The organism is Pseudoalteromonas sp. Xi13, from assembly GCF_003952205.1.
Classification (GTDB): domain Bacteria; phylum Pseudomonadota; class Gammaproteobacteria; order Enterobacterales; family Alteromonadaceae; genus Pseudoalteromonas; species Pseudoalteromonas atlantica.
On the sequence record NZ_CP034439.1, the window covers coordinates 3,091,951 to 3,118,898 of the forward strand.

Annotated in this window: 31 protein-coding genes; 15 read left to right on the forward strand and 16 right to left on the reverse strand. The window is 41.7% G+C overall.

Going from position 1 to position 26,948, the window contains the following annotated elements; all coding sequences use genetic code 11:
- Positions 1 to 65: 65 nt before the first annotated feature.
- From EJ103_RS13875 to zapE, 8 genes are all read right to left on the reverse strand, one after another.
- Positions 66 to 503, reverse strand: coding sequence for a ClpXP protease specificity-enhancing factor (locus tag EJ103_RS13875; RefSeq protein ID WP_004589109.1), 438 nt, complete (start codon positions 501 to 503; stop codon positions 66 to 68).
- Positions 503 to 1,129, reverse strand: coding sequence for a stringent starvation protein SspA (gene sspA, locus EJ103_RS13880; RefSeq protein WP_004589108.1), 627 nt, complete (start codon positions 1,127 to 1,129; stop codon positions 503 to 505). Before sspA ends, EJ103_RS13875 begins: the two co-directional genes overlap by 1 nt.
- 80 nt (positions 1,130 to 1,209) lie before the next feature.
- On the reverse strand, positions 1,210 to 1,959 hold the full coding sequence (locus EJ103_RS13885) for a cytochrome c1 (RefSeq protein WP_126008208.1): 750 nt from the start codon (positions 1,957 to 1,959) through the stop codon (positions 1,210 to 1,212).
- Positions 1,956 to 3,221, reverse strand: coding sequence for a cytochrome b N-terminal domain-containing protein (locus EJ103_RS13890; protein WP_004589106.1), 1,266 nt, complete (start codon positions 3,219 to 3,221; stop codon positions 1,956 to 1,958). Before EJ103_RS13890 ends, EJ103_RS13885 begins: the two co-directional genes overlap by 4 nt.
- Positions 3,221 to 3,811 (reverse strand): ubiquinol-cytochrome c reductase iron-sulfur subunit, encoded by a 591-nt coding sequence (gene petA / locus EJ103_RS13895; protein WP_004589105.1) that lies wholly within the window; start codon positions 3,809 to 3,811, stop codon positions 3,221 to 3,223. Before petA ends, EJ103_RS13890 begins: the two co-directional genes overlap by 1 nt.
- Before the next feature lie 555 nt (positions 3,812 to 4,366).
- Positions 4,367 to 4,759: a 30S ribosomal protein S9 gene (gene rpsI, locus EJ103_RS13900; RefSeq protein ID WP_024600778.1), complete on the reverse strand. Its 393-nt coding sequence runs from the start codon at positions 4,757 to 4,759 to the stop codon at positions 4,367 to 4,369.
- Between the two features lie 8 nt (positions 4,760 to 4,767).
- Positions 4,768 to 5,196 (reverse strand): 50S ribosomal protein L13, encoded by a 429-nt coding sequence (rplM, locus tag EJ103_RS13905; protein ID WP_004589103.1) that lies wholly within the window; start codon positions 5,194 to 5,196, stop codon positions 4,768 to 4,770.
- A 285-nt stretch (positions 5,197 to 5,481) separates the two neighbouring features.
- Positions 5,482 to 6,570, reverse strand: a complete 1,089-nt coding sequence (gene zapE / locus EJ103_RS13910; RefSeq protein ID WP_064384781.1) for a cell division protein ZapE — start codon at positions 6,568 to 6,570, stop codon at positions 5,482 to 5,484.
- 135 nt (positions 6,571 to 6,705) lie between these two features.
- Between zapE and EJ103_RS13915 the strand changes: the two genes are divergently transcribed.
- From EJ103_RS13915 to EJ103_RS13925, 3 genes are all read left to right on the forward strand, one after another.
- On the forward strand, positions 6,706 to 7,149 hold the full coding sequence (locus EJ103_RS13915; protein WP_004589101.1) for a YhcB family protein: 444 nt from the start codon (positions 6,706 to 6,708) through the stop codon (positions 7,147 to 7,149).
- A 149-nt stretch (positions 7,150 to 7,298) separates the two neighbouring features.
- Positions 7,299 to 8,651 (forward strand): Do family serine endopeptidase, encoded by a 1,353-nt coding sequence (locus EJ103_RS13920; RefSeq protein WP_004589100.1) that lies wholly within the window; start codon positions 7,299 to 7,301, stop codon positions 8,649 to 8,651.
- A gap of 100 nt (positions 8,652 to 8,751) precedes the next feature.
- A complete protein-coding gene (locus EJ103_RS13925; RefSeq protein ID WP_024033328.1) occupies positions 8,752 to 9,834 on the forward strand; it encodes a trypsin-like peptidase domain-containing protein in 1,083 nt (360 codons plus the stop codon).
- Between the two features lie 146 nt (positions 9,835 to 9,980).
- Here EJ103_RS13925 and murA read toward each other — a convergent pair whose 3' ends face one another.
- From murA to EJ103_RS13960, 7 genes are read right to left on the reverse strand one after another with little or no spacing between them, the layout of a single operon-like run.
- Complete coding sequence (murA, locus tag EJ103_RS13930; RefSeq protein ID WP_126008210.1) at positions 9,981 to 11,240, reverse strand: UDP-N-acetylglucosamine 1-carboxyvinyltransferase; 1,260 nt, start codon at positions 11,238 to 11,240, stop codon at positions 9,981 to 9,983.
- Between the two features lie 13 nt (positions 11,241 to 11,253).
- Entirely contained in the window at positions 11,254 to 11,511 is a 258-nt protein-coding gene (locus tag EJ103_RS13935) for a BolA family protein (RefSeq protein WP_004589097.1), read from the reverse strand.
- Between the two features lie 5 nt (positions 11,512 to 11,516).
- Complete coding sequence (locus EJ103_RS13940; RefSeq protein WP_024033329.1) at positions 11,517 to 11,810, reverse strand: STAS domain-containing protein; 294 nt, start codon at positions 11,808 to 11,810, stop codon at positions 11,517 to 11,519.
- On the reverse strand, positions 11,803 to 12,483 hold the full coding sequence (locus EJ103_RS13945) for an ABC transporter substrate-binding protein (RefSeq protein ID WP_004589095.1): 681 nt from the start codon (positions 12,481 to 12,483) through the stop codon (positions 11,803 to 11,805). The genes EJ103_RS13940 and EJ103_RS13945 overlap by 8 nt, the downstream gene beginning before the upstream one ends.
- A gap of 5 nt (positions 12,484 to 12,488) precedes the next feature.
- The gene (mlaD, locus tag EJ103_RS13950; protein WP_004589094.1) at positions 12,489 to 13,037 is read right to left on the reverse strand and encodes an outer membrane lipid asymmetry maintenance protein MlaD; all 549 of its coding nucleotides are present in this window, start codon (positions 13,035 to 13,037) and stop codon (positions 12,489 to 12,491) included.
- Between the two features lie 13 nt (positions 13,038 to 13,050).
- Entirely contained in the window at positions 13,051 to 13,830 is a 780-nt protein-coding gene (mlaE, locus tag EJ103_RS13955; protein ID WP_024033330.1) for a lipid asymmetry maintenance ABC transporter permease subunit MlaE, read from the reverse strand.
- Positions 13,830 to 14,621, reverse strand: coding sequence for an ATP-binding cassette domain-containing protein (locus EJ103_RS13960; protein WP_223230609.1), 792 nt, complete (start codon positions 14,619 to 14,621; stop codon positions 13,830 to 13,832). Before EJ103_RS13960 ends, mlaE begins: the two co-directional genes overlap by 1 nt.
- A 266-nt stretch (positions 14,622 to 14,887) precedes the next feature.
- Between EJ103_RS13960 and EJ103_RS13965 the strand changes: the two genes are divergently transcribed.
- From EJ103_RS13965 to mgtE, 12 genes are all read left to right on the forward strand, one after another.
- Positions 14,888 to 15,856, forward strand: a complete 969-nt coding sequence (locus EJ103_RS13965) for a calcium/sodium antiporter (RefSeq protein WP_004589091.1) — start codon at positions 14,888 to 14,890, stop codon at positions 15,854 to 15,856.
- Positions 15,857 to 15,858: 2 nt separating this feature from the next.
- Positions 15,859 to 16,830: a KpsF/GutQ family sugar-phosphate isomerase gene (locus EJ103_RS13970; RefSeq protein WP_126008212.1), complete on the forward strand. Its 972-nt coding sequence runs from the start codon at positions 15,859 to 15,861 to the stop codon at positions 16,828 to 16,830.
- A complete protein-coding gene (kdsC, locus tag EJ103_RS13975; RefSeq protein ID WP_004589089.1) occupies positions 16,831 to 17,382 on the forward strand; it encodes a 3-deoxy-manno-octulosonate-8-phosphatase KdsC in 552 nt (183 codons plus the stop codon).
- The gene (gene lptC, locus EJ103_RS13980; protein WP_004589088.1) at positions 17,379 to 17,933 is read left to right on the forward strand and encodes an LPS export ABC transporter periplasmic protein LptC; all 555 of its coding nucleotides are present in this window, start codon (positions 17,379 to 17,381) and stop codon (positions 17,931 to 17,933) included. The genes kdsC and lptC overlap by 4 nt, the downstream gene beginning before the upstream one ends.
- On the forward strand, positions 17,923 to 18,471 hold the full coding sequence (lptA, locus tag EJ103_RS13985) for a lipopolysaccharide transport periplasmic protein LptA (protein WP_126008214.1): 549 nt from the start codon (positions 17,923 to 17,925) through the stop codon (positions 18,469 to 18,471). The genes lptC and lptA overlap by 11 nt, the downstream gene beginning before the upstream one ends.
- Positions 18,468 to 19,193, forward strand: a complete 726-nt coding sequence (gene lptB / locus EJ103_RS13990; protein WP_004589086.1) for an LPS export ABC transporter ATP-binding protein — start codon at positions 18,468 to 18,470, stop codon at positions 19,191 to 19,193. Before lptA ends, lptB begins: the two co-directional genes overlap by 4 nt.
- A 69-nt stretch (positions 19,194 to 19,262) precedes the next feature.
- The gene (locus tag EJ103_RS13995) at positions 19,263 to 20,762 is read left to right on the forward strand and encodes an RNA polymerase factor sigma-54 (RefSeq protein WP_126008215.1); all 1,500 of its coding nucleotides are present in this window, start codon (positions 19,263 to 19,265) and stop codon (positions 20,760 to 20,762) included.
- 27 nt (positions 20,763 to 20,789) lie between these two features.
- Positions 20,790 to 21,077 carry a ribosome hibernation promoting factor gene (gene hpf, locus EJ103_RS14000; protein ID WP_004589084.1) on the forward strand — a complete coding sequence of 96 codons (288 nt, stop codon included), beginning with the start codon at positions 20,790 to 20,792 and terminating at the stop codon, positions 21,075 to 21,077.
- Positions 21,078 to 21,081: 4 nt separating this feature from the next.
- Positions 21,082 to 21,534: a PTS sugar transporter subunit IIA gene (locus tag EJ103_RS14005; protein WP_004589083.1), complete on the forward strand. Its 453-nt coding sequence runs from the start codon at positions 21,082 to 21,084 to the stop codon at positions 21,532 to 21,534.
- 19 nt (positions 21,535 to 21,553) lie between these two features.
- On the forward strand, positions 21,554 to 22,399 hold the full coding sequence (rapZ, locus tag EJ103_RS14010; protein WP_004589082.1) for an RNase adapter RapZ: 846 nt from the start codon (positions 21,554 to 21,556) through the stop codon (positions 22,397 to 22,399).
- Between the two features lie 40 nt (positions 22,400 to 22,439).
- A complete protein-coding gene (locus EJ103_RS14015) occupies positions 22,440 to 22,712 on the forward strand; it encodes an HPr family phosphocarrier protein (RefSeq protein WP_004589081.1) in 273 nt (90 codons plus the stop codon).
- A 259-nt stretch (positions 22,713 to 22,971) separates the two neighbouring features.
- Positions 22,972 to 24,330, forward strand: a complete 1,359-nt coding sequence (gene mgtE, locus EJ103_RS14020; protein ID WP_004589080.1) for a magnesium transporter — start codon at positions 22,972 to 22,974, stop codon at positions 24,328 to 24,330.
- A gap of 46 nt (positions 24,331 to 24,376) precedes the next feature.
- On the opposite strand, the gene EJ103_RS14025 is transcribed toward mgtE, so the two are convergent.
- On the reverse strand, positions 24,377 to 26,806 hold the full coding sequence (locus EJ103_RS14025; protein ID WP_126008217.1) for a zinc-dependent metalloprotease: 2,430 nt from the start codon (positions 26,804 to 26,806) through the stop codon (positions 24,377 to 24,379).
- Positions 26,807 to 26,948 lie beyond the last annotated feature (142 nt).

Here is a 26,948-nt window from a genome sequence, read left to right on the forward strand (position 1 = left end):
TAAAAAGCCGTTGATAAGGCACATAAAAAAACCGCTTAATTAGCGGTTTTTTTTGTATTTAAGCGTTACTTGATAACGCGTAAATGTGAGCCTTTTTTCTTTTCTGGCTTTTCTGGCGGGGTCTCATCAATAATCTCATCTGATGTTTCCACACTTTCAAGGTCAGGTGCAAAATCGTCTTCGTCCTCTAAAAACTCATCTGCAGTAAAGACTGTTCCTTCGCCATTTTCACGCGCATAAATAGCAAGCACCGCACCTAAAGGCACATATACTTGCATTGGCTGTCCGCCAAAGCGCGCATTAAAGCTTAGTTGTTCCATATCTAACGAAAACCCAGTAACGGCAGAAGGGCTAATATTAAGCACTATTTGGCCATCTTGTACAAACTGCGTAGGCACTTGTACTGCTGGGTACTGCGCATCAACCACTAAATGTGGTGTGCAGTCGTTATCTACGATCCAATCAAAAAAAGCACGTAGTAAATAAGGACGATTAGGCGTCATTATAAACGGATCTCACGCTCTGCTTCAGTTAAAGAAGCTTGGAATGACTCACGCTCAAATAAGCGGATCATGTACTCTTTTAGCTCTTTAGCGCCAGAGCCATTAAGCTCAATACCAAACTCTGGTAAACGCCATAATAGTGGTGCTAAATAACAATCTACTAAGCTAAACTCTTCACTCATAAAGTATGGAGCTTCGTTAAAGATTGGTGCAATTGCAAGTAACGCTTCAGTTAACTCTTTACGAGCTTGTGCAGCATCTGCTGTATTGTTAATGATTTTTTCAGCAAGGCTGTACCAATCAGTATCAATACGGTGCATCATTAAACGGCTACGACCACGCATTACCGGATACACAGGCATTAGTGGAGGATGAGGGAAACGTTCATCAAGGTATTCCATGATGATGTTTGCCTGATATAAGCCAAGCTCACGGTCAATCAGTGTGGGTACTGTACCGTAAGGGTTAATTTCGTGAAGTGCCTCTGGCAAGTTATCCTTTTCAGCCAAATGAATATCTACACTTACACCTTTTTCTGCAAGTACAATACGTACTTGGTGGCTATACATACAGTTAGCACCAGAAAAAAGGGTCATTACAGGGCGCTTATTGGCAGCTACGGCCATGCCTATACCTCCATTAAATAACTAAAACAGCAATAGGGGCTTAAGCCCCTATTGCAAAATTACCTTGTAAAATGCTCAAATTAATGAACATCTCTCCAGTATTCTTTCTTAAGCATAAATGCCAAGATAAACAGGATAACTAAAAATCCAATTACCTTAATACCTAACGCTTCTGACTCAAGGCGTGTAGGTTCACCTACATACTCTAAGAAATTCGTTAAATCACGAACCGCGTGATCGTATTCATCAACGCTTAATTCGCCCTTACCATCTGTTTCAGTACCAACAACTTTAGTCACTGTTTGACCATGTTGTTCAACTTCTTCAATGATAGGTGTTGGTAAACCTTGTAGTTCTTGAAGAACATGCGGCATACCCACCGATGGGAATAACGTATTATTTACGCCAAACGGACGAGATTCATCTTTATAAAACGATTTTAAGTAAGTGTAAATCCAATCACTGCCGCGCACACGTGCCACATTGGTTAAATCCGGCGGAGCCGCACCAAACCATTTAGCAGCATCTTCTTTTGCGATAGCGTTAAGAATATGGCCACCTACTTTTGAACCATCAAAAATCAATTGCTCTTTGCCAAGCTCGGTTGGAATACCAATATCACGGAAAGTACGTTCATAACGTTGATACTGCATTTGGTGACAACCAAGACAGTAGTTCATGAACAACTTTGCGCCGCGCTGCAAAGAAGGCTGATCAGATATATCGTTACCCGCTTCCATAAGAGGAACCGAAGGACCCGCAGCCATAACCATGTTAGGCAGCAAGTTTACTGATAAAGCAAATACACCAATAAGTAGCTTTTTCATCATTTCGTTAACCTCTCAGGCAATGGCTTAGTTTTTTCATTCTTACTGTATATAAATAACAGTACGAAGAACATAAAGTAAGTCACAGTACAGATTTGAGAAATTATCGTTTTCATATCAGTTTGTGGCGTTGCACCCACCCAACCTAAAAGAACGAAAGTTACAACAAAACCTGCAATGTTCCATTTGTGGAAACCACAACGGTAACGAACCGATTTAACACGACCACGGTCAATCCACGGTAACAATGCGAGTACCACAATTGACGCACCCATTGCCGCAACACCGATAAGCTTATCAGGGATTGCACGTAAGATTGCATAGAATGGCGTAAAGTACCAAACTGGGAAAATGTGCTCTGGCGTTTTAAGTGGGTTTGCTGCTTCAAAGTTTGGCGCTTCTAGGAAGAAACCATTCATCGCAGGCATAAAGAATACAACCCAACAGAACAAGATTAAGAAACCAACCACGCCCACAATATCTTTTACTGTGTAGTACGGGTGGAACGGTATCGCATCAACAATGTCTTTTTTGTCAGTGTAATACTCATGGAATTTAAATTTAGACTTATCTTCTTCAGCCACAGTGCCTTTTTTGCGTTTTATTTCAACACCGTCAGGGTTGTTAGAGCCCACTTCGTGCAGCGCAACAATGTGTAAGAACACTAAAATTACAATAACCAATGGTAGTGCAATAACGTGTAATGCAAAGAAGCGGTTAAGCGTTGCACCCGATATTACGTAGTCACCACGGATCCAAAGTGTTAAGTCATCACCAATTACCGGAATAGCCCCGAATAACGAAATGATTACCTGCGCACCCCAGAACGACATTTGACCCCATGGTAGTAAGTAACCCATGAAGGCTTCAGCCATTAATGCTAAGAAAATAAACATACCGAACAACCACAGTAATTCACGTGGTTTTTGGTAAGAGCCGTAGATCATGCCACGGAACATATGCATATAAACAACGATGAAAAACGCAGATGCACCCGTTGAGTGTAAATAACGTAATAACCAACCGTATTCAACATCACGCATGATGTACTCTACTGATGCGAAAGCGCCTTCAGAAGAGGGAACAAAGTTCATCGTTAACCAAATACCAGTAAGTATTTGGTTTACTAGTACTAACATGGCTAGCGAGCCAAAAAAGTACCAGAAGTTAAAGTTTTTAGGTGCTGGATACTGTGCAATGTGCATGTTCCAAACACGTGTCATTGGGATACGGTCGTCAATCCAACTAACAATTTTACCAAACATTAGGCTACCCCTTTTTCTTCGCCCACTAAAATAGTGGTTTCATCAAGAAAAGTATAAGGTGGTACTTCTAAGTTCAATGGTGCAGGAACTGATTGAAATACTCGCCCAGCCATATCAAATTTAGAACCGTGACATGGACAGTAAAAACCATCATCTGTCCCTTCAACTTTTTCACTAAAGTTACCTTGGAAAAAGCCTGGAGAACACCCTAAATGCGTACAAATACCAACAGCGACAAAAATCTCTGGGCGTAATGAACGGTAATCATTTGTTGATGATTCTAGTTGTTGTGGCTCTTGCGATTGCGGATCACGAAGTTGACCTTCATGTTCTTTCATCTGCTCAAGCATTTTAGGGGTACGTGATACAACCCATACAGGTTTACCACGCCACTCGACACGTATTAATTGTCCTGGCTCAAGTTTGCTGATATCTACTTCTACAGGCGCACCCGCAGATTTAGCTCGCTCACTTGGATTCCAAGACGCAATAAAAGGAACAGCAGCCCCAGCCGCACCAACACCACCTACAACAGAGGTAGCTATGGTTAAAAAGCGACGTCGGCCATTGTCTACAGGCGCATTGCTCATCCACTTATCTCCACTATGATTCTCAACACTTGCTATATTGAGAACATCAGTTACAGCAGGTTAATTTTTCGAAATTTTTAAAATAGAAGCGATCATAATTAAAACCCTTGATTAAAACAAGGTTATTCACAGCCTCACGCTCGAATAACCCGACTTGATCAATAGTTTGATAAAGTAAGCTCGAGAATAAAGCCGAATGACTATAATAGCGCTTCTGTAAAAACAATATACTGACCAAGATCAACCCCACTACGAGGAAACAGATAAACTGTACATGGTGATGTTGAACTTGCTCATACTACTTGCCAGCCAATTGTAGCAAAAAATTCCACCAATTAACTGATGGATTTACACTAATTGCGATAATTATTTAACTTTTTTGCAGCGAAATGGGTATTTTAAAGCTTTCGTACATTAAATACGCAGTATTTATAAAATATGATCAGCGCCTAGCCTTAAAAAAGCGGGCTTGAGGTAGGTAAGTACTTAAATTTTAATGCCAAAAACAAAAAACCCAGCATAAGCTGGGTTTTTGAATTCTTGATAACGTAAAAATTAACGTTTTGAGAACTGTGGACGCTTACGCGCTTTCTTAAGACCCACTTTCTTACGTTCAACTTTACGTGCATCACGTGTAACAAAACCTGCTTTACGAAGTTGTGGACGTAATGACTCGTCAAACTCCATAAGTGCACGAGTGATACCGTGACGGATAGCACCAGCTTGACCAGTTGTACCACCACCGGCAACGGTGATGTGAAGGTCAAATTTTTCAGTCATGTCAACAAGCTCAAGAGCTTGACGAACAACCATGCGTGCTGTTTCGCGACCAAAGTACTCTTCTAAAGAGCGCTTGTTGATTACGATGTTACCAGTGCCTGGGCGTAAGAATACGCGAGCACTTGAACTTTTACGACGACCTGTACCGTAGTATTGATTTGCCATGATAGTGCTCCTTAAATGTCTAGAACCTGAGGCTGTTGTGCAGCATGGTTGTGCTCAGTACCTGCGTAAACTTTAAGTTTACGGTACATAGCGCGGCCTAAAGGACCACGTGGCAACATGCCTTTAACAGCTTTTTCGATGATCATTTCAGGCTTTGCAGCTTGAAGTTTATCAAAAGTAGTAGACTTAAGACCACCTGGGAAACCAGTATGAGCGTAGTACACTTTATCTTTGAATTTGTTACCAGTTACAGTAACTTTCTCAGCGTTGATAACGATGATGTAATCACCAGTATCTACGTGTGGAGTGTATTCAGCTTTGTGCTTACCGCGTAGGCGATGAGCGATTTCAGTAGCGATGCGACCTAAAGTTTTACCTTCAGCGTCAACTACGTACCAGTCACGTTTTACTGTTTCTGGTTTAGCAACAAACGTTTTCATTTATAAAAATCCAATGTTTTTCAATTAAAACCACAGGCAGTTATTATTAACTACCGCTCTAAGTATGCTATAACCCCTTCGAGTTTTAGACTTTAGCGCCGCTCACAAGTGGCTAAACTATATGAGGACATAGAACGCAACGTGGCAGACGCGGGAGTATACCAGCACTTAAAACACATTGCTACCGAGCGGTTGTTTTTTCCACAAGAAAATTACAAAAATTTATGCATTTATATAAAAACAACAATAAGGCCACTTTAAAGAGTCGATACAGTCGTATTAGCGCTATGCCAAATGCTCTTTTGCTAAATACTCTAAAGACTGCATTTCTTGCAGGCGGCTAATGCAGCGTTTAAATTCAAAGTTAAGATTGCCTTGGGTATAAAGCTGCGTGATCGGTTTTTCAGCCGAAATAATTAATGTTACATGTCGCTCGTAAAACTCATCCACTAAAGCAATAAAGCGCCTAGCTGCATCATCATTATTTTGTCCAAGCTGTTTAACATTAGAAATAATAACAGTGTTATATAAACGGCTAATTTCCATGTAGTCGACTTGGCTACGTGCGGTTTCACACAATTCGCTAAATTCAAACATCACGACACACTTAGCCACTTTGCGTGTGTTGATTAAGCGCCCTTCTATTTCTATGGGTTGATCAAGTTCCCCCGCCTCTGGCGAGAGCTTATCAAAATATTCAAATAAGTTTTTATCGGCTTGCTCATCTAACGGGCTGTGAAATATTTCGGCTTGCTCAAGTGTACGCAAGCGATAATCAATACCAGAGTCTACATTTACTATTTCTGTGTTCGCTTTTACCAGCTCAATGGCCGGAACAAAACGCGCACGCTGTAAGCCGTTTTTATATAAATCATCAGGTACTATATTAGAGGTAGCGACTAATACTATATTGCGTGCAAATAATGCCTGCATTAAGCCGCCGAGTAACATGGCATCTGTAATATCTTGAACAAAGAATTCATCAAAACAGATAATATCGGTTTCGGCTTTAAATATATCGGCAACAATTTCCAGTGGATTACTTTTATTATTTAGCTTTTTTAGTTCATCGTGAACTCGGTGCATAAAGCGATGAAAATGCACGCGCATTTTACGCTCACCTGGCAGCGCTTCGTAAAAGGTATCTACTAAATAGGTTTTACCACGCCCTACACCGCCCCAAAAATAAAGCCCTTTGATTGGCTCAGGTTCGCTTTTATTAAACAACTTTGCAAAAAAGCCTTGTTGCTGTGGTTTTTTATTTGTGAGGTCATCGTATAAACGTTGTAAATGGCGCACTGCATTTTCTTGTGCTTGGTCATGTACAAAGTCATCGCGCTTAAGATCTTGCTGGTAAGTTTGCCAAGGAGTCATATCTAATTACATTTTAAACACAGTTTAATTTGCACAACATATTAACACGCATCTTAACTCGGGGTATATTACCCACAGGATGATTTATATTTGAATCAGGCATTATTAGATATTTTTTCCCAAAGGGGTGAAGTTATGGGCACAGTTACGTGGGTAGGTTTAATTATTATTACTGCTGTAGTGGCATTTTTTGTTGGTGCATTCGTTACTAAAAAGCAATTTAAGCAAGATGAATTAAAAGAACAAGCCGAGCAAGCGCAAAACGCGCTTGAGCAGTATCGCCAAGATGTGGCCGATCATTTAGCAAGCACAGGTAAGCTTGTGAATAAAATGAAAGAAAACTACGACCAACTACTCAGCCATGTTGAAGAAACCAATCAACTCTTACTTGATGATAAAAACAAAGCGCCTAGCGAGCCGTTTTTCTCTAAAGAAACAACAGAGCAATTACAAGCGTCTTTAAAAGAGCGCGAGGTTGACCGTTCATCGGCACAAGCACAACCTGCCGATTACGTCTCGGGTGAGTCTGGTTTATTTGCAGGGCAAAATGGCGATACAAAACCTGCAAAAGCCTCTTAACACACTGAGCACGCTAAAATGTTAGTGCTATCTTGAGGAACTTTTTTTTGACCCCATAGTCTTTAAATGTAACAGCTTTATATTTAAATTCGAAAAGGCTGCTTATGCAGCCTTTTTGCTTTTCCTGTGATGTGGAGTACACCCTGACTATGAAAATGAAATTATCACTTATTAGTGCTGCAATCTTATCTACAAGCTTATTACTAAGCCCAATGGCCTCTTATGCAAAACTGCCTATTGCAGTTAACGGCCAACAATTACCCACACTTGCGCCTATGCTTGAGCAAATTACCCCTGGCGTTGTGAGCATTCAGGTTTCTGGCTCAAAAGAAGTACGCCGCCGTGCAGACCCGCTTGAATACTTTTTTGGAAACCCTCAGCCACGTAGTCAAAAGCGCCAATTTAGCGGTTTAGGCTCAGGGGTTATTATAGATGCCGACGAAGGCTATGTAGTAACAAATAACCACGTAATTCAAGATGCCGAAAAAATGGTGGTAACGCTAGAAGACGGCCGTGAATTTGAAGCCACCAAAATTGGTACCGATAAAGAGTCTGATATTGCGCTATTACAAATAGATGCAGATGACTTAACCGAAGTTAAACTGGCAAATTCAGATAAATTGCGTGTTGGCGACTTTGCAGTAGCAATTGGTAATCCATTTGGTTTAAGCCATACAGTAACCTCGGGCATTGTAAGTGCATTAGGGCGTAGTGGTTTAAATATTGAAGGCTATGAAGACTTTATTCAAACCGATGCAGCTATTAACCAAGGTAACTCAGGAGGCGCTTTAGTTAACCTAAATGGTGAACTTATTGGTATTAACACTGCTATTTTAGGTGCCTCGGGCGGAAATGTTGGTATTGGCTTTGCCATTCCATCAAATATGATGAAAAACTTAGTTGACCAAATTATTGAACATGGCGAAGTTCGCCGTGGCTCACTGGGTATTTCTGGCCGCCCACTTGATGCAGGCCTTGCAAAAGCACAGCAACTTGACGTTAAACAAGGTGCTTACGTTATGCAAGTAATGGATGATACCGCAGCAAGCAAAGCAGGTATTAAAGCCGGCGATGTTATTATTAGTATTAATGGCAGCGATATTAGTGGCTTCCACGAGCTGCGCAGTAAAATAGCAACGTTAGGTGAAGGACGCGAAGTTAAATTAGGTATTTACCGCGATGGCAAAGTAAAAACCATTAAAGTAACGCTTGATGGTGCATCGGGTGTAACCGCCGCAGGCGATGAACTGCATCCTGCATTCCAAGGTGCGACACTTGAAAACGTGCAAAAAAATGGCACTAAAGGTATTGAAGTCGCCACAGTAGATCCGCGTTCTCCTTCTGCACGTGTTGGTCTTGAAGAAGGTGATGTGATTGTACAAGTTAACCGCCAACGTGTAGAAAACATTCGTCAAATGAACAAAATTATCGAAGATACCCAAGGTAATATTGTACTTGGCGTTAAACGTGGCAGAGAGTCTATCTTTGTACTTATCCAATAAGTAACACGTTATAAATAAGCAATAAAAATAACAGCAGCACTTGCCGCTGTTATTTTTTTTGTGCCATCATAAAGAATTGCTCACTAACAATAAGAATCTCGTGCTGAAATTACTAAAATTTGTACTTCCCCCTTTGTTTGTCGGTTTAGGTATCGCTTTTTTAGTGGTTTTTTTCAGCCCTAATATGCGCGCCTCTTTACTCCCTAATGTTCCCTTGCCCAGTGCTATGAGCTCAAATCACCTTAGTTTTGCTGACGCAGTTAAACGTGCTGCACCGTCGGTAGTAACTATTTTTTCAGAAAGCATTTCTAAAGAGCCTCGCTATAAGCAACAAAACACCGTTCAAGAGCTTGGCTCTGGCGTAATTATGGCGCAAGATGGCTACATATTAACTAACTACCACGTTATAAATAATGCAGATCAAATCTTGGTTATATTAACCGATGGCCGACGCTTTTTTGATGTGCAGTTAATTGGCTTTGACACCATTACCGATTTAGCCTTATTAAAAATTAACGCCGACCACCTGCCGGTGATCCCCGTAAACGATAATTACACCACCAGTGTAGGTGATGTAGTGCTGGCCATTGGTAACCCACTCAATTTAGGGCAAACCATCACCCAAGGTATAATTAGTGCCACCGGTAAACAAAAAATTACCGATAGCCCTTATAACAACTTACTGCAAATGGATGCCGCTATAAATGTAGGTAACTCTGGCGGGGCTTTGGTTAATTCAAATGGTGATTTAGTGGGGATCACGTCTGCGCAGTTTAAAACTCGTGAAAATCTTAATATCCAAGGAATCTTTTTTGCTGTTCCCTATTCGCTCGCTAAAGAAGTAATGGCAAAGCTAATACGCCATGGCCGCGTAGTACGTGGCTATTTAGGCTTTGAAGGCACTGCGGTTGATAGCACGGGCAAAGAGGTAAACGACAGCCTTACTGAGGTTGCTGGTATGCGCATCACCAATTTAGACCCATTAGGCCCTGCATGGCAAGCTGGCATTGAAGAGCAAGACATCGTTATTAAAATTGCAGGGTTAAGTGTCGCCAACCCGCAAAAAGTACTCGAAAAAATAGGCAATACACAGCCCGGTAAAGAAATAGAATTTGAGCTGTACCGAAACGGTAAAGTAGAAAAAATAATGGTTAGAGTCGCAGAGCTCGAAACTAAACTCTAACCAAAATGGCAATAAAAAGGTCGGATAGCAATACGCGTATCCGACCTTTTTTATGTCTAAAGTAAACTGTGTTTAACCCAGCGCGCTTAATTTAGGAGCAAGTGTGCTCTCACTTCAAAGCAAATAAATATTATTGCGAATGGGTATTAGCTACTTCTGCGCTTAATATTGGCACCTAAGCCACTGAGTTTATCTTCAATGCGTTGATAGCCTCGGTCTACGTGGTAAATACGATCGACTACCGTTTCACCTTGCGCCACAATACCGGTTAAAATTAAGCTTGCAGAGGCGCGTAAATCGGTTGCCATTACTTGTGCGCCACTTAAACTTTGCGTTTCACCACAAATAGCGGTGTGCCCTTCTAAACGAATATTAGCGCCCATGCGTTGTAACTCTGGTACGTGCATAAAGCGGTTTTCAAAAATGGTTTCGGTAATTGTTGCACTACCATTAGCCACTACATTTAACGCGGTGAACTGCGCTTGCATATCGGTTGGAAAACCAGGGTGTGGCATGGTTTTAATATTAACGGCTTTGAGCTCACGCTTACGCATATCTAAATAAATGCTGTCATCGTTTACTTCAACTAATGCATTCGCGGCACGTAATTTTTCAATAACAGGCTCAAGTGAATGAAAATCTGTTTTTTTACAAAGTACTTCGCCTGCAGCCATCGCTGCTGCAACTAAAAAAGTGCCCGTTTCAATGCGGTCAGGTAAAATGCTGTGCTCACAGCCGCCTAAACGCTCTACGCCATCAATTTCTATACGGCTTGTACCTGCACCAGTAATTTTTGCACCCATAGCAATTAGGCAATTGGCCAGGTCAATAATTTCGGGCTCGCGTGCTGCGTTTTCAAGCACCGTTTTACCATCAGCAAGTGCTGCGGCCATTAGTAAGTTTTCGGTTGCGCCAACACTGACCATTTCCATGAAAATTTCAGCGCCTTTAAGGCGGCCTTCTACCTTTGCATTGATATAACCATTTTCAACGTTTATTTGTGCGCCCATGCGCTCTAAACCTTGAATATGTATATCAACCGGGCGTGCGCCTATAGCACAGCCACCAGGTAGCGATACCTGCGCCTCACCAAAACGCGCCACTAAAGGTCCGAGCGCCAAAACAGAGGCACGCATTTGCTTAACTAAATCATAAGGAGCAAGCGTTTTATTAACGGTTGCGCCATCAATATACAGTGTATCGCCTTGCCAATTTACAGTTGCGCCTAAAGTGCTTAAAAGCGCCTCAGTGGTCACAATATCGCGAAGGCGAGGAACATTCGTAAATGTACTTTTACCATCGGCAAGCAGTGCGGCAAACAAAATTGGTAATGCGGCATTTTTAGCGCCAGAAATAGTTACTTCACCCGCAAGTGAAGTGCCACCTTGAATTACAAACTGATCCATTAAGAGGCCTTAACTATTGAGGTAAAATAAATTTTTGTTCACGCTTCCACTCAGTTGGCGTAAATGCACGAATTGATACAGCGTGAATTGTACCGTCTGAAATAGTATTCATTAATGGGCCATAAACTAGCTGTTGCTTTTTAACGCGGCTTAAACCGTCAAAGCACTCACCTACTGCAATTACTTCATAATGGCTACCATTGGCTTTTACTTTTACTTCAGATAATTGAAGTTCGTCGCGTAATAATGTTTCGACTTGGCTAGTTTCCATAACTCTCACTCAAATAAAGTTGTTACCTGACCCAACTGCATTAAATTTTGCAATTGCTCAGGTGGATTTTGCAATTCAAGGCGTGTGCCCTGTTGCTTAAATTCAGCAAAAGAGTGAATTAACCAAGCTAAGCCCGCTGTGTCAACCCTCATTACCTCACAAAGGTCAAAATAGATGGTTTTATGCTTACTTAATGACTTGGCGTTCAGAAGCTGTTCATTGCCAATTGAGCTGCGGGTAAGTTCACCACTTACCCTATAGTGCTGCTCATCTACTTGGCTAATTGCCAATTTAGTCATTGCTGTTGTTGCCTCTAAATTGCACAGGTAACTGGCTCTTTTGCTCTAGTAATTTGCTTACGTGTGCAATACCTTGCTGGCGTAAAATACCTTGTAGCTCACTTTGTTTTGCATCGAGTAAGCTAATTCCTTCTGCAATCATATCGTATGCGCGCCACTCGCCGCTGCGATCTTCACGCACTTTAAAATCAATTTTTATGTCAGGCTTGCCATCTTCTGTAATTTTAGTTTTTACTACAACTACATCTTTGCCTTTAAATGGTTGCTCTGCGCCAAATTCTACATGTTGGTCAGTGTATTGAGTAAATACCCCCGCGTAAGTAGCAACTAAATAGCCTCTAAACGCACCAATAAATTCTTGGATGTCTTTAATTGCTTTGGCTTTTTCGGCTTCATCGGTAATTGCACGCACTTTAGACACTTCACTACCCAACACACGAAGTGCTGCATATTTGTAGTCTATGTAAGGCATCAGCTCTTCTTCTACAATAACACGAAGGTGTTCTTTATCTTTAGTGATAAGCGGTTGATCTTTTTTAATGCGCTCAAATGTATGCTCTGCTACCTGACGCACCATTTTGTTAGGATCTGTCAGTTTAACTTCGGCTGCGCTAACACTTTGCACAGCTAGGGTTGCACCAAGTGCAATAACGGCTAAAAACTGTTTCAACATAATAATTACTCACTACCTTGGTTGAATAAAAACTGCCCAATTAACTCTTCTAAAACAAGTGCAGACTTAGTATCTGTGATTGAATCACCATCACCTAACGCTTTGCTCTCTACGCCAAATAACTCATCGATTGCTTGATCTTGTGCGTTTTCGGTCACTGTTTCACCTAAACAGCGCTGCTCTGCTGCATTAGGAGAAATAACAGGGTGAATACCTAAGTACTGCTCCCCTAAAATACCCGATGTTAAAATTGAGATTGAGCTAGTGTCTGAAAAACGACATAAATACTGTGCATCTATCGTCATATTTACCACAGGCAAAAACTCCTGTGGGTGTACATAAATAGATTCGACACGGCCAATCACTACACCGCCTACTTTTACCGGTGCACGCGCTTTAAGTGAGCCGATATTTTCAAACTTTGCATTTAGCGTGTAGGTTTCGCCCGACCCGCTAATACCCGAATTAGCCACTTTAAGTGCTAACATTGCAAACGCTAAAATGCCTAATGCGACAAAAAAGCCAACTAAAATCTCTAATTTCCGTGAATTCATTATCTATACCCTATTAGCTGGTAAACATTACCGCTGTCAAAATAAAGTCAAACCCTAATACTGCCAGTGATGAGTGAACGACTGTTTCTGTTGTTGCTTTACTGATCCCTTCTGAGGTTGGGATACAGTCGTAGCCCTTATAAAGCGCAATCCAGGTCACTACCATGGCAAATACAAAACTTTTTATCATGCCGTTTAATACATCTTCTTGAAACGATACTTGCGATTGCATTATCGACCAAAAGCTGCCGGTATCTACGCCTAACCAATCAACCCCAACTAAATGAGCACCGATAATGGCAACCGCAGAAAAAATAAGTGCAAGCAATGGCATACTAATAAAACCTGCCCAAAAGCGCGGTGCAATAATGCGCTTGAGAGGGTCTATAGCCATCATTTCTAGTGAAGAGAGTTGCTCAGTGGCTTTCATTAAGCCTATTTCTGCCGTTAGCGCACTTCCAGCGCGCCCAGCAAATAATAGCGCTGTAACCACTGGGCCTAGTTCGCGTAATAAACTAAGCGCAACTAATGGACCTAGGCTGTCTTCGGCGCCATAGCCAACCAATACGGTATAACCTTGCAGCGCAAGCACCATACCAATAAACAAACCCGACACCATAATAATTAATAATGATTGCGAACCAACCATATAAAGTTGGCGCACTAACAGCGGTGTGCCTTTTTTAAAGTTAGGTACATTCCACAATGCATTAAAAAGCATGTTGGCAGAGCGCCCTAGTGCAGCAAAACGCCCAAGCGTTTTATGACCTAACTTTTGAAATAAATCCAACATTAAGCGTTTTCTCCTAACAGCTCATCAGCATACGTTTGTGCAGGATAATGAAATGGCACAGGCCCATCCGATAGCCCTTTTAAAAACTGCTGTACCAATGGAGATTCATGATTACGCATTTCATCCGGTGTCCCTGCCCCTATTACGCCTTGATCGGCAATAATAATAACGTGATCGGCAATACTCATTACCTCCGTTACATCGTGGGTTACAATAAGGGATGATAAACCTAGCACTTCATTTAACGACTTAATAAGCTTTACCAATACACCCATAGATATTGGGTCTTGGCCGGCAAAAGGCTCATCATACATAATAAGTTCTGGGTCCAGTGCAATAGCACGTGCAAGTGCTGCTCGTCTGGCCATACCGCCAGAAAGCTCAGAAGGCATTAAATCTTTAGCACCGCGTAAACCCACCGCTTGCAGTTTCATTAATACGACTAGTTTAATTAACGCTTCACTTAACTTGGTGTGCTCTCGCAGAGGAAATGCAATGTTGTCAAATACCGACATATCAGTAAATAACGCACCGCTTTGAAACAGCATGCTCATTTTGGTTCGTGCCGCATATAACTCTTTGCGCGACATACTAGGAATACTGCCACCTTCGAATAAAATATCGCCGGCGTCAGGCTTAAGCTGCCCACCAATTAAGCGTAGCATTGTGGTTTTGCCAATTCCGCTTGGCCCCATAATCGCTGTTATCTTACCTTTAGGAACACTAAAACTCATATTTTTATATATGGTTCTATCGCCTCGCGAAAAGCTAACATCCTTGACTTCTACTATTGATTGCGACAAGTCGCTCTCCGTAACAATGTTCACTCGTGCTCCTATTTTAAGGGTTTTTTAGCCAAGATGGAAAAAACAATTCGTAAGATTTTGTAATACGCCTACAAAAAGCGCTCTAAGGCTGAAGTAAATTGCCTTAACCTTTGCTTAAGCGCATAAAATTCACGCACTGCAATAGTAGACCCTGCTCTTTTGCTTATACTTTCATGTTGGCTTTTGTTACTATTCGCGCCATCTGTATTTTGAACATCTGGCTTAACATAATGGTTACCTCGTTTGTTATTTTAATTCTTGGTTTTGCTGCACTTGTGTGGAGCGCCGACCGATTTGTATACGGTGCGGCAGCGCTTGCTAAAAACTTTGGAGTCCCTACTTTAATTGTTGGCTTAACGGTTGTTGCTATGGGTTCTTCGGCCCCTGAAATGATGGTATCGGCCTCGGCTGCTTTGGCAAATAAAACCGACACAGCGGTCGGTAACGCGGTAGGTTCAAATATAACAAACATCTTACTTGTGTTAGGTATTACTGCGCTGCTACGCCCTTTGAGTGTGTCATCAAGCACTTTAAAACGCGAAATGCCGCTTGTTATGCTGGTATCCTTGGCTACGTGGTATGTATTTTCAGACAACTACTTCTCGCTCACCGAAGGGGTGGCGTTGCTAGTCGCATTTGCTGTGTTTATTGGTGGCTTGATTGTGGTTTCTTTGCGCGCAAAAAATCAAGATGACCCTTTTGTTTCAGAAGCCTGCGATGAGGTTCCTAACGATGTACCAACTAAAAAAGCCGTTTTATGGCTAATTGTCGGCATGGTTTTATTGCCTGTTAGCTCACACTTTTTAGTTGGTTCAGCAGTCGATATTGCTAAATACTTTGGTTTAAGCGACTTAGTTATTGGCTTAACCATTATCGCCATTGGCACAAGCTTGCCTGAACTTGCAGCTTCTGTAGCGGGTGTACTTAAAAACGAAGATGATTTAGCCCTAGGTAATATTGTGGGCTCAAATATATTTAATATTTTAGCGGTATTACCGCTTGCAGGTATTATTAACCCATCAGTGGTTGACCCGTCACTTGCAAACCGCGACATACTTATTATGTTAGGTGCTACCCTTGCGCTTATTATTATGTCATTGAACTTTAGAGGTTCTCAGCGTATCAATAGAGTAGAAGGTGGCCTATTACTCATCGCATTTTTGGCGTACCAAGGTTATATTTTTAGTCAAGTAGGGTAACAATGGCACAACTAAATTTTATAGAGCAAGGTTTACGCGTATTAAACATTGAACGCCAAGCGCTTGCTGATATTACACAATACGTTGACGAAAACTTTCATAGTGCGTGTCAGCTCATGTTTGATTGCCAAGGCCGCATTATTGTTATTGGCATGGGTAAATCAGGCCATATTGGTAATAAAATTGCTGCTACCCTTGCAAGTACAGGCAGCCCTGCTTTTTTTGTTCACCCAGGCGAAGCAAGCCATGGTGATTTAGGCATGATAACCAAAAATGACGTGGTTATGCTTATATCAAACTCGGGCGAAACCAGCGAAGTACTTAATATTATTCCGGTGCTTAAACGCCTTGGTGCAAAAATAATATCGATGACGGGTAACCCGCTTTCTACTATGGCTACACTTGCCGATGTGCACGTATGCATAAAAGTAGAACAAGAAGCGTGTTTATTAGGTTTAGCGCCTACAGCAAGCACCACAGCTACTTTAGCAATGGGTGATGCAATGGCGGTTGCGCTTTTAGAAGCACGCGGCTTTACCGCCGATGACTTTGCACTCTCTCACCCTGGCGGCAGTTTAGGTAAGCGATTGTTGCTCACTTTAAAAGATGTAATGCACAGCGGCACAAACACCCCTATTATAGGTGTAACGCAAACAATTAAAGACGCGTTAATAGAAATGTCAGCCAAAGGGCTGGGTATGACCGCTATTGTAGATAACAATCAACAGCTTGCCGGCCTTTTTACCGACGGTGACTTACGCCGTATTTTAGAGCAAAGAGTTGATATACATAACACCGCTATTAGCCAGGTTATGACCAAATCATGCACAACTGCCACGGCCGATATACTTGCAGCTGAAGCCCTAAACATAATGGAAAACAAACGTATTAATGGTTTAATTGTGGTCAATGATAAAAACCAGCCAATAGGCGCCTTAAATATGCAAGACCTCTTAAAAGCAGGAGTATTATAAATGCAATTTGAAGATCTCTATCAACCGCTAAGCGATGATGCCAAAGCACGCGCCAAAAAAGTAAAACTACTCATATGCGATATTGATGGTGTATTTTCTGATGGCCGAATTTACCTCGGCAACCAAGGCGAAGAATTAAAAGCATTTAATACAAAAGATGGTTTTGGCATTAAAGCGCTAATTAATAGCGGTTTTGAAGTTGCGGTCATTACGGGGCGTCACTCAGAAATAGTACAAACTCGCATGAGCAGCTTAACTGTGCAGCACATTTATCAAGGCCAAGAAGACAAGCTTATTGCTTATCAAGAACTCAAAAACACTTTAAAGTTAACTGATGAACAAATAGCCTATATTGGCGACGATGGCCCTGACATGCCAGTAATGGAGCGTGTTGGCTTTGCCGTTGCAGTTAACGATGCGCACCCGCTAATTAAGCGCTTATCGCATTACACTACGCAAATGCCTGGTGGCTTTGGCGCCGTTAGAGAGCTCACAGATTTACTTATGCTAGAGAACGGCATAGCGCTTACAACACAAGGCACCAGTTCATGAATGCAGCACGCGTTATACTCAGTGCGTTATTCATCGGCTGTATGGTTTGGCTTTGGTACCCTTATTTTACCCAAACCAATGTAGCGCCAGAGCAAGAACCTGAAGTAATTGCAAAGCCCGATTACACCGCTATAGAGCTTAAGCAAACAGCCTATGACGAGCAAGGTAAAATAAGCCATAAAGTCACTGCGGCTAAAATGGAGCTGTACCAACAGCTTGGTTTTACATTTTTTGAAAAACCTATTTTCACCTTGTATAACGAAAAGCAAACATGGCGAATAAATGCAGACGAAGCAACGCTGTACGAAGATAAACAACTTATTTTAGAAGGCAACGTGGTTGCTAAAAATTTAGTTGATAATGCCATGATAGATAACATCAATGCCGATAACATCGAAGTCGACATTAAAGCGCTAACTATGCGCTCTGAGCAACCAGTGGTTGTCACTGGGCCTAATTTAAAAATTGTCGGGAAAGGCCTTGAAGCCGATTTAAAAACCGAAGTAATAAAACTAATTAACCATACGCGAACAATATATTATGACCAATAAACTCACTAAAATACTTATTATCCCATCGCTAATGCTTGCATTTAGCGCCTCTGCTGCTGAGCCTGCTACTCAACCGCCAGCAAATCAAATTTCTATTAGTGCAGACCGTCAAGAAGGCCAACTTAAAGAAAACGTAGGTATTTTTGAAAAGAACGTCGAAATTGTGCATGGTAATCGCAAAATTACAGCCGACCGACTCGAAGTACATAAACGTGAAGACTTAGGGGATAACAAACAACTCCTTATTGCCACTGGCAGCCCAGCCTACTTCGAAGAAAAACAAGACGATGGTACTGTAATGAGTGCCAGTGCAAACGAAGTACGTTACGACGTAGCAAAGCGATTTTTAACGCTTGTTGGCGATGCTGAAGTCGCACAAGCCGGTCAAAAAATTAATGCTAAAAGTATTACCTACGATATGCAGCAGCAGCTTATTAGCGCAGAAAAAGACGAAAACTCTACGGATCGTGTCCACACAATTTTAGTGCCTGTTGAAGCAAAAATTAAAGAAAAAACAGGTAACGAAGGTCAACCATGAGCACCTTAAAAGCAGAACTATTAGCAAAAAGCTATAAAGGCCGCCAAGTTGTAAAAAATGTAGGCCTTGAGGTAGAAGCCGGCAGCATTGTTGGCTTATTGGGCCCTAATGGCGCAGGTAAAACCACCACCTTTTATATGATTGTAGGGTTAGTACCTAGCGACAAAGGCAAAATTTCTATTGATGATAACGACATTACGTTATTACCTATGCACAGCCGCGCCCGCTTAGGCATTGGCTATTTGCCGCAAGAGTCATCAATATTTAGAAAGCTGACAGTTTATCAAAACTTAATGGCGATTTTAGAAACGCGTAAAGAGCTCAATAAAGCCGCGCGAGAAGAAACGCTTAACAACTTACTTGATGAATTTAGTATTCAGCATATTCGCGATAGCCAAGGTATGGCGCTTTCTGGTGGTGAACGCCGCCGTGTAGAAATTGCCAGAGCACTGGCAGCGAACCCTAAATTTATTTTATTGGATGAGCCTTTTGCTGGTGTTGATCCGATTTCAGTGTTAGATATAAAGAAAATAATAGAACATCTTAAAAACCGTGGCATTGGCGTATTAATTACCGATCACAATGTAAGAGAAACTCTTGATGTTTGTGAAAAAGCCTACATTGTTTCTCATGGGGAGCTAATTGCATCTGGCACCCCAGAACACGTATTAAATGACAAAACTGTACGCGATGTTTATTTAGGCGAGCAATTTAGGCTGTAACATTTAAGCCACACCTACAAGCATCTGCTAATATTAATTATAACAACATAAAAGGATTGTTAGAGATACATGAGGCAATCATTACAGCTGCGCATGGGCCAGCAACTTACAATGACTCCACAATTGCAACAAGCGATTCGCTTGCTGCAGCTCAGTACATTGGATCTCCAGCAAGAAATACAAGAAGCACTTGATAGCAACCCGCTATTAGAAGTAGAAGAGCAAGATTACACGGAAGAGTCGGCTGGGAAAAATGAACAAAAAGCAGATACGGATGATATAACCGTAAGCGCATCGGCTGACGATACAACCAGCGAGTACGAGCAAGACAGTGGCGAAGCTTTAAATAAAGACACCGTTAGCGATGATATGGCAATGGATGTAACTTGGGATGAGTACATGAGCGCAGCCCCTGCTGCATCCTCAGGCCCAATGCCAGAAGATGAGTCTATTTATCAAGGTGCCTCTACTGAAACGCTACATGAGTATTTAATGTGGCAGCTTCAGCTTACTCCTTTTAGCCCAACTGACGAAGCCATTGCTATTGCCATTGTAGAAGCTGTAGATGACTCGGGTATTTTAACGCTAAGTTGCGAAGAAATTTTAGAAAGCTTTAACCAAGAAAACGATGACGAAGTTGAAGTTGAACTTGACGAAATAGAAGCCGTTTTAAAGCGTATTCAGTTATTTGACCCTGTAGGTATAGCCGCGCGCAGTTTACAAGAGTGCTTGTGTATTCAGCTAAACCAGTTTGATAAAGACACCCCTTTTATAGAACAAACTAAAATGATCTTAACCGATCACATTGATCTATTAGCGGCACGCGACTATCGTACATTAATGAAAAAGACTAAGCTTAAAGAAGACGAGCTTAAAGAGGTCATGACCCTAATACATACCCTCAACCCAAAACCTGCAGATACAATAGTAAGGGAAGAGTCTGAGTATGTAATACCGGATGTGTCGGTTAAAAAAATAAAAGGCCGCTGGGTGGTAGAGCTAAACCCAGATAGCATGCCAAAAATACGCGTAAATAGTCAGTACGCGGCTATGTCACGTACCGTAAAATCAAGTGGTGATAGCCAATTTATTCGCTCTCACTTACAAGAAGCTAAATGGTTTATAAAAAGCCTTGAAAGCAGAAACGACACGCTGCTTAAGGTAACTAACTGTATTGTAAAACAGCAACAGGCATTTTTTGAACATGGCCCCGAAGCCATGAAGCCAATGGTTTTAAACGATGTTGCTGAGATGGTAGAAATGCATGAGTCGACAATTTCGCGTGTTACTACGCAAAAATATATGCATACGCCACGTGGTATTTTTGAGCTTAAGTATTTTTTCTCAAGCCACGTAAGCACTGAAAACGGCGGCGAGTGTTCATCAACCGCAATACGTGCCCTAATTAAAAAGCTAATTGCCGCGGAAAACTCAGCTAAACCATTGAGTGATAGTAAAATTGCGGATATATTGGCAGAGCAAGGAATTAAAGTAGCTAGACGCACAATAGCAAAATACCGTGAATCGCTAGCTATTCCACCGTCAAATCAGAGAAAGAGTTTGATATAAGACGTTAAAAACAAAGAGGAAATGCTTATGCAACTAAACCTAACTGGTCGTCACGTAGAAGTAACTGATTCACTTAGAGACTATGTAAATAATAAATTTGCAAAGCTAGAAAGGCACTCAGATCATATTAGCAATGTGCATGTCATTCTCGATGTAGAAAAACTCAACCAAAAAGCAGAAGCGACTATTCATGTAAGTGGCGCAGATTTATTTGCCTCAACAGAGCACCAAGATATGTATGCCGCTATAGACTCGTTGATTGACAAGCTCGATCGTCAAGTCATAAAACATAAAGAGAAGCTTGCTAGACACTAATATTATGAAATTAAGTACATTAGTATGCCAGGACTGCAGCAAAGCTGCGGTCCTTTTTAGTAGTAAAAAAAGAATTTTAGAGTTTATCAGTGAGCTTGCTCATGAAAAGCTCCCCTACTTACCACAACAAGATATTCTTAATGCGCTGGCAAGCAGAGAAAAGCTAGGCAGTACTGGTATTGGCCGGGGTATCGCCATTCCTCATGGCAGAATGGGTGGCGTAGAAGAACCGCTGGCTTTAGTACTTGTTAGCGACACCCCTGTTAACTTTGATGCTATTGATAACTGCCCTGTTGATATTTTTGTTGCACTCATCGTACCAGATGGCGATAACCAACAGCACCTAAAGACTCTGGCAACCATAGCTGATAAACTGAGCAACAAAGAATTTTGTAAACAGCTGCGTAGTGCTAAAACCGATGCAGAGCTGTATCAAGTAATTGTTGATCAATCGTAGTAAATACTAAGGGCTATAAATGGAGTTAATTATCATAAGCGGCCGTTCTGGTTCAGGTAAGTCGGTTGCTTTACGCGTGGTTGAAGATTTAGGCTATTATTGCGTAGATAATATTCCGGTCAACCTACTGCCCTCTTTAGTGCGAAGTGTTTCAGATAACTATGACAAAATAGCCGTTAGCATAGATGTTCGTAATATCCCCAAAGAACAAGACGAATTTAACGATATTCTCGAGTACCTTCCTGACTTTGCTAAACCCACACTGTTTTATTTAGATAGTGATGATCAAACACTGATCAAACGTTTTTCAGAAACACGCAGATTACACCCTTTATCCATCGATTCACTGCCGCTTGATTTAGCAATAAAAAAAGAAAAAGAACTGCTTGATGTACTCGTAACGCGCGCTGACTTTATGCTTGATACCACCGATTTAAGTGTGCACCAATTAGCAGAGTCAATTCGCGAAAAAATACTGGGTAAAAAAGATAAGCAACTTATTGTAACGTTTGAATCGTTTGGCTTTAAACACGGCATACCTAAAGAAGCTGATTATGTTTTTGATGCTCGCTTTTTGCCAAACCCCCACTGGGAGCCTGAACTTAAACCGCTTACGGGTCTTGATCAACCAGTAAAAGATTTTTTGGCAAATCACAGCATAGTGCAAAAATTCACTTGGCAAATTCAAACCTTTGTACAAACTTGGTTGCCACACTTAGAGCGTAATAACCGTAGTTACCTCACTATTGCAATAGGCTGCACTGGTGGTCAACACCGCTCGGTTTATTTAGCGCAAGCCATTGGTGAGAGCTTTGCTATGACGCATCCGAATGTCAAAATTCGTCATCGTGAGCAAGAAAAGTAACCTTAAAATAATAACCTGTTCAGTTTAGGTATAGTAATTTATGCGCTGTGAAGACACATTTTTAATAAAAAATAAATTAGGCTTACACGCCAGAGCGGCAACGGTCCTTGCGCAATTAGCTGTGCAGTTTGATGCTAAAATCACCTTACACCAAGATGATAAAGAAGCCGCAGGCGACAGCGTATTAGCTTTAATGCTACTTGAAAGCAGTAAAGGTAAAGAAGTTAAAGTAGTCTGTGAAGGCCCTGATTCAGAGCAAGCTTTGCATGCGGTTGGGCAATTAATTGCACAACGATTTAACGAACAAGAATAATTTAAAGCACCATAGCCTTATAAGTTAAAGACTTATCAGGCCAGACTATAAAGATTTAGTAAGTTAGGGTATTCCGACTCGCCTAATTTAGTGCTTTAATTTAGAGTAATAAAGCCATGCCCCTGCTAAATTTGGTTACTTAATTTTAAACACTAATTTAGTCCCAGCATTGGGTTTAGCACAAAAAATAAAGAAAATGACAGTGGGCAACACCACTTACTAAACACCTTTCCATTACACAAAAATATTTAGGATGCCAATGCCAGAAGCGTTTGAACAAGACTATCCACTACAGCAATTAAAACAAGTGACTAAATCACTTAATAGTGGGCAATTTGTTCAAGTAAGACGCATGCTAGCAAAAACAGCACCTTGTGATACAGCACTGCTGCTTGAATCCTCTCCGCATAAAATTAGACGCATGCTTTGGCAACTGGTTGACCCAGATGTGCAAGGGGATGTGCTAGAAGAGCTCTCTGAAGATGTACGTTTAGGTATCATTGCACAAATGGAACCTGAGCATATTGCCGCGGCCACTGAGGATATGGGTCACGATGATTTAGGTGAAGTCCTGCGTAGCCTACCTGATACCGTGTACAAAGATGTGGTTAGCGCTATGGATACGCAAGACCGCGAACGCGCTACACAGGCTTTATCTTACCAAGAGCGCTCTGCAGGCGCGCTAATGAACACCGATACGGTGACCATTCGCCCAGACGTTACACTTGATGTTGTGCTGCGCTATATTAGGTTACGCGGTGAGCTGCCAGAGGGCACCGATGATTTATACGTTGTTGATAAACATAACTGTTTTTTAGGTGCATTGTCACTTAGTACACTGTTAACTAATCCGCCTGAAAAAATTGTTCAAGATTTAATGGATGAAGACTGTGAGTCTATCCCTATTTCGATGGATGAAAGTGAAGTTGCTCAGTTATTTGAGCGCCACAACTGGATATCGGCCCCTGTAGTCGATGATAACGCCCACTTGCTTGGACGTGTCACCATTGATGATATTGTTGATGTTATTCGTGAAGATGCAGAGCACAGCTTATTAAGCCTTGCCGGTCTTGATGATGAAGAAGACACCTTTGCACCTGTTTTAAAAAGCTCAAAAAAACGCTCAGTATGGCTTGGTGTTAACTTACTCACTGCCTTAGCTGCCGCCTTTGTGGCCAGCTTTTTTGAAAGCACCTTAGATATATTACCTATTTTAGCTGTACTCAATGGCATTGTGCCCTCAATGGGTGGTGTAGCAGGTAGCCAATCTTTAACTCTGGTTATTCGCGGTATTGCCGTGGGCCATATTAACCAAACTAACCAACGATTTTTAATGGCTAAAGAGCTGGCGATAGGCGCATTAAACGGGGTTATTTGGTCAATACTTATAGCCAGTGTAATTGCGCTTTGGCAATGGGATTTTATGCTTGGCGGCGTGCTCGCATTTGCAATGTTTATGAACCTCGTAGTGGCTGGTGTTGCTGGCGCATGTATTCCTATTTTATTGAAAAAAATGAATATAGACCCTGCACTTGCCGGTAGTGTTGTACTTACAACGGTGACTGATATTGTCGGTATTTTTGCCTTTTTAGGCACCGCAACGTGGCTACTTATTTAACAACCTGAACTCAGGTTAAGTAGCCACTACACACTAAAACATATAATTAAATTGGTGAGCCCGGTGGCATTGGTAAACCACTGAAGTTTTCAGGCCACTTACCTACTTTTAAAAACTGTTTTATTTGCTCTGCTAAATACTGTTTAAACGCGCTTTCTCCTACACTGGTATTACTTAACATTGAGTTTTGATTGTATTCTTTACTTAATTTTACCAAGTAGAAACGTAACTGCGCCTGCACCTCTGGGCTTACCTTATCGCTAGTGACTAAATCAGCCATATTTTTTGCAGTTAAAAATTGCACCCGCTGGGTGATTTTGCCTTTCATTGTATTAGGTGATGACACATTAAACACCTGGCTGTAAAGCTGCTCTAGCAGCTCATCTAAGCTGTAAAAATTATAATTACGTACTTGTTGTTGAGCTAAACGATTTAAACGCTGTGGGTTTAATAATAACGATAAACTATGCTGCGCAGCTACTTCTGGCAAGGCCATCGCATCAAGTGTTAAACCCGTACGCCCTGTTATACTTTCACGCGATTTAGACTCGCCATACGCTTTTGGCGGAATAAGCGCTAACACCGACTCAGGCAAAATTAAATTAGCCGGTTTTAATGTTGTTAAAACAGCACTAAGCGCCGCTTGCTGCTGCGCTTTTTCAACCACTTGCGCGCCCTTAGCAGGTGAGTTGTTACGTGTTTCGTATTCGTAGTTAACCCCCGCAATTAGCTTAACTGCAGCCTCTACTTGATAGCGATGAAATAAATAAAGCGGCACGAGTTTTTCTTCTAACTGCGAGAGTGCATCACCCGTTTTAATGTTGTTAATACCAAATTGCGAAAGCGCTTTTTTACGTACATCAAGCACTCTAAGTAACTCTTGCGCTGGGTTAGTACCGTTATCCCATAAGTGCGCTGTAGGGTGTGCCCCGCCCTTTGCGCGTGCGTCGCTATCAGATATAAACTCAAGGCCCTTCGTTTTGTTCTCTTTTAATATTGCTGCAAGCTCAGCACTTTCATCTTGATGAGTAAAGTCGCTGTAACCATATTTAATAACTTGGGTATCCCATACCCCCATACCGCTTGCATAGCCGCGGGTTACATCAAGCTCGCCTTGCTCGTTAAAGCCAAGTAGTGGGTGCGGGTAATCCATAACTGACGCTCTATCCCCCACCGAGGCTGCAAAGTTATGTGCAATGCCCAGCGTATGGCCAATTTCGTGTGCACTTAACTGGCGAATCCTATCAAGTGCCATTGCCTGTAAATTTTTAGCCACCTCGTTACCTTTTAAATAAGGCGCACCGAGGGCTTCTGCAATTAAAATATCTTGGCGTACACGCAATGAGCCAAGTGTTACATGCCCTTTGAGTATTTCGCCGGTACGAGGGTCTATAACAGAGCTTCCGTAAGACCATCCGCGTGTAGCACGGTGTACCCACTGAATAACGTTATAGCGAATATCCATAGGATCAGCATTGCTCGGCAATACTTTGACTTTAAATGCGTTTTTATAGCCTGCTGCGCTAAAGGCATCATTCCACCACTTACCGCCTTCAAGTAACGCGCTTTTAACCGGCTCAGGCACGCCAGGATCTAGGTAGTAAGTAATGGGCTCTACGGGTTCACTAATCGGTAAACTTGGATCTTTTTTAGCTAAGCGATGACGCGGTATATAGCGCACAAACATAGATTCACCAAGGGGGGCTGCATAGTCTTTGTGCTCAATGCTCCAATACCCTGATTGCGGGTCAAATTTACGTGGCGTGTATTTATCATCAGGTAATTTAATAAGTGAGTGGTGCATATGTACAGTAAGTGCGTATGCATCGGCGCTTACTTGGCGCACAAATTTACCTGGTTTAGTGCCCTTAAACGTTAATACTGCTTCAAGCTCGGTGTTTTTTACAAACGCTTTTGAGCGATTCATATATACAGCGCTGCGTGATTCATCAAGGCTAAAGCTGCCTTGCTTGCGCATTGCAAGCGTACGGCTTACCCCGTGTACATCGCTTAATAAATAAGGTGTGTAATCAATCAGGAGCGCTTTTTCGCTTTGCGCTACCACTTTAAAGCCCGCTAAAATACTGGATGCAAAGGCCTCTTTGATACTTTGCTGCTCAGCTTTGTTAGTGGTATTAGCGCGATAATATGTATTTAGCGCGCGCAACATTACTTTATCGCCAAAACGCTCAAACTGAACTAAATGCGTGTTACCAAGTTGGCCTCTATCTAAGCCTATATCGTTAGAGCCAACTCCATAGGGTAAGCTTTGCTGAAGCAAAAATTGCTGCTCTAATTTATCTACTTTTAAAAACACTTTGCCGTTTTGAGTATCGTAGTAAAACGAAAAGTACCCAGGAAAGTGATTCATTTGCGCAGTAAATTCATCTATAGGCTTAATTGCTGCGTGCGCTTGGGTTATCATAGAGCACAGCACAGTAAAGAATATGTAACTTATTAGTGGTATTTTTTTCATAATCTTATCTTTGTTATTGGCGTTTTAAGTACGATTAGGTGGCACCATTATTACAGTGCTATTTAAACAATACAGGTATTTAAGACGAAATTCAGCGCACTAAGTTAATCTCTCTCACATTTAGATTAGCTAGTACACGTTA